At 41.3% G+C, this 3,405-nt stretch carries 2 protein-coding genes and 1 pseudogene; 1 reads left to right on the top strand and 2 read right to left on the bottom strand.

The annotated features are described in order from the left end of the window. A pseudogene (locus A3761_RS26970) lies at window positions 1-430 on the top strand (hypothetical protein); the annotation flags it as partial. 95 nt (window positions 431-525) lie between these two features. Here A3761_RS26970 and A3761_RS04920 read toward each other — a convergent pair. Together A3761_RS04920 and A3761_RS26975 are read right to left on the bottom strand one after the other, a co-directional pair. Next, entirely contained in the window at window positions 526-2,907 is a 2,382-nt protein-coding gene (locus A3761_RS04920; RefSeq protein WP_068739749.1) for a site-specific integrase, read from the bottom strand. Beyond that, window positions 2,894-3,405, bottom strand: a 512-nt coding sequence (locus A3761_RS26975; protein ID WP_197472828.1) for a hypothetical protein, incomplete at its 5' end; no start/stop codon positions are given. The genes A3761_RS04920 and A3761_RS26975, both read right to left, overlap by 14 nt.

Genomic DNA, 3,405 nt, shown 5'->3' on the forward strand with positions numbered 1-3,405 from the left:
GCTTGAAGATCTAGCTGAACTCATTAAAAGTACAATGAGCATCGCGATTACTGTAGAAACAGATAAGTATAGAATTGGAGTGATACATGCTGCAGCGCCAGATGACTGGCAACAAGTGATGAACCCAGAGACCGTAGATGAAGAGGAATGGTTGTGGAGTCGGAAACAGTTTGAGCAAGCTTCGGTAGGTCAAGAGCATATTGTAAGAGGCATTGATGCTGTTGTTCATGGCCATGTATCGAATTACAAAACTGTATCTGGGAATCATATCTGGATCGATACGTTATATTATACTGGTTCGTTAACGATCATAGACTCATCAGACGTCTTGGGAACTATTAATGTAGTTCATTCAGAAGAGCATGGAAAACGACTAGATACGTTAAAAGAACTTTCTGATCTCGATCAAGAATTGGATTTGGGTTATTGATGTGTGTACGAACAGATAGCCCCTTCATAAAAACAGGAGAATCGATTTCTAATCTTGCGTAAGGGCTAGCGATCGAATTAATAAAGATTCTATAGCTATTCTTTAGTTATATCTTCAAATGCATAGCGCGCCACTCCAGTGATAGTTTTATCCTTAATCTTGGAGCGAGTAGATCTAGACTTTGCTTTAGGCAAGATCTCTTCGATCACCTTTCCCTTTAGTAAAAATGAGTCATCGATGCTGTGGGCCCGTTTTAGCGCATGCGAAGCAATAAGGTCAAAACAATGCACGTATACCTTAAAAAAGGTACTCGTATCTGAATGACCGAATGTTTTGATGATATGAATCATTGCTGTCGTATGCATACAGCTTAAAGGCTCGTCTCCGTTCTCCATAAAAAAGTTTCTAATGGCCCGTAAGCCCTCAGGGCTAAAGTTCCAATGATTTGCGTCAGCCAGTTGTGGAATTAGGTCTGTATATCGGGCCGAATACCACCAGAGAAAAAGATGAGAACCGCGAGAATGTCGAAGTAGGTGAAGATCTGCACCAGGTCCCGCGTATATTTGAAGAAGTTTTATGCACTCATCTCGTAATGTGGCAGTATTATTAATTCCAGGCGCAGAACCTAACGAAAAAAGTAACTCGTCAAAGAAACGAAATTTTGACAGCCTTGATTTTGCTTTGCTTACATTATCGAGGTGTTGAATGCTTTTTGTGTGAATGAAATCGTGAATTCTTGCAACTGCATAGGGTGGGGCGAGCAGGTGATATGGCACCACGCGAATACCTGCCGGGCTCTTTGATTTTCGTATGTAAATGAGCGTTTCATTTTCGTTATATACAATATCCCGGGGAGTTAGGTTTTCTATTTCGTGCCTCCTTAACCCTCCATAAAAGGCAAGTTCTAGGAAACATACTCGCTGAGCCTTATGTTTGTCAGTAGCATCATCGTGACAGAAGGTTTGCGTAATGAACGTATCAAATTCGAGAAGCCCCAGTACGCGAGTTCTTGTAGTCAGTACAACACCGTTTTCTTTCAGGTGGTTTAGATTGACACCACCTAAAATATTTAGCTTAGCTTGGGCAAAATCAATAACGGCAGAGTATTCACTCAAAACCTGATTTGATGTATTAACTGAAGCGCGTTTTGATAAAATATAATCACAAACGAAGGCTTCTGTGTCTTCCTCTTCCCATAGTGCAAGCGAAAAACAATCTGTGTAGTGCATGAAACCCTGGTTAAAGACATGGTTGAAATATGATGCGAGCGTATCCGCTGTGTTCTTGCGTATAAGCAATTGCTCTTCAGCCCAGGCGTATGCCAAATCGATAGGCGTGATTGCTTCAGCCTCAAGATAATTAATATAGTCAATCGCCTTATTTTTTTCGTCCTTGTTAGGGTTGGAGCTTGTAACAGCTTCAAGCAACTTATAGATGAATGAGGCTTTTAAGTCTGCAAAGGCCTTATAAAATAGGTCTTTATTAACTGTCGTACTTTTATAAACACCCTTTATTTTCAGTCCTTGCTTAATAATTCGCCAAGCGCGTTTTAGAGTGCTAATGGCTGCTTCTGTTAGGGGTAGTTTGAACTCGTTCTCAGTTACTCCTTGGGCTCCGGAATTGAACACCATCAACTGTGATTGGGTAACTTCGCGTTCTGGCCGTATATACATTCTAGGGTAATCAGCGTTTGTTGGCGCAGTAAACTGAAACACATTCTCATCATGTGGCGTGTTGACCGGCAGGATTGGTTCGCTTAATTGTGCAGAGATTATTGGCTCAATGCCTGCTAGACAAAGGTGTTTAGAAATTACGTTAAGTTTCCTAGCTTTATGGATAAGGGCAACACGCTTAATAACTTCTATATTGCTTAAGGCTCCATATTTGTTTACAAATAGTGACGACAATAAACGAAAACGCGCTGAGCAAGGCAACGAGCATTTCTGGCTAGAAACCATGTCACTACTTATTGAAACTGGCACTGACGCTTTGCTCGGGCTAACAAGCATGTTACTGATTGCATCGGCTATTTTTTGGGAAGGTAACCCAAGTGTCATTGAAGCTTCGATTGTTAACATCTCAAATAAAAGCGTTTCATTGTTGGCCGTTTCTTTAGTTGACTCTCCACCCCAGAAATTATTCCTCAGGCATATTGCCTCGCTATAGTATTCAAGTTCACTAGGAGTATTTGGCAGGGCTGATGGTCGTGGTCGTTTTTGTTTTAAACTCAAAAATCGAACATTCCATTCAAGGCCTTCAAGTCTAGCCATTACGGAATTTGCGTCTTTAATCTGCTCATTAGATGGCTTGTGGTTTGAATTTAAAAATAGTGTCAGCGCATTGTGGTCCTTTTTCGAAATTCGTCGGCTATTGCCACACCTATTCTTAAGGAAACACAAAATATCCAGCTTATGTTGAGTCCAGAAGCCAGGTTCGTCTAGCTCAGGCTCAATCTGTAGAACATCAAGTAGCGCCATACAGGTTCTCGCTTTTGAGTAATTGGAAGGAGTTTTTGATAATGAACTGCTCGCGGAATGTGTCTAAAGATTCCAATATATAACGAGGATTACCTGACGAGTTTGGTGATGTTGGTGCGAATCCGTCTATGTGGTGCCCGACCCATACATCGCGAACTGCTTCTTCGTGTGAGAAATTTTGAATAGATGATGCGCACTGGTGACGAGGGGCATTGGTCCGCTGGAATAGTGGTTTATAACCCCAGTTAGAAGCGATTTTATGGGCAGATTTTCCATTTAGGGTGTCAGTCTTAATGATCTCCTTTTTATAGTTAACCTCATACTTGAGAGGGAGCGCCGTTTCGACGAAGGCTGGAATTAGATACCCTAATGTCTGTACAAATAAGTAAACGTTCTGACGCATTTGAATCAATTGGTCGAGTTGCTGCGTGACTAGTTTTAAAGTGTTGAGAAATTTATGTTCGCTATAGTGCCTAGAAGATTTTTCTCGATATAGTG

It is taken from the genome of Oleiphilus sp. HI0123 (assembly GCF_001635315.1).

Coding starts and splice junctions, on each gene's coding strand:
- A3761_RS04920 (WP_068739749.1), bottom strand. CDS start 2,907: ATGGCGCTACTTGATGTTCTACAGATTGAGCCTGAGCTAGACGAACCT.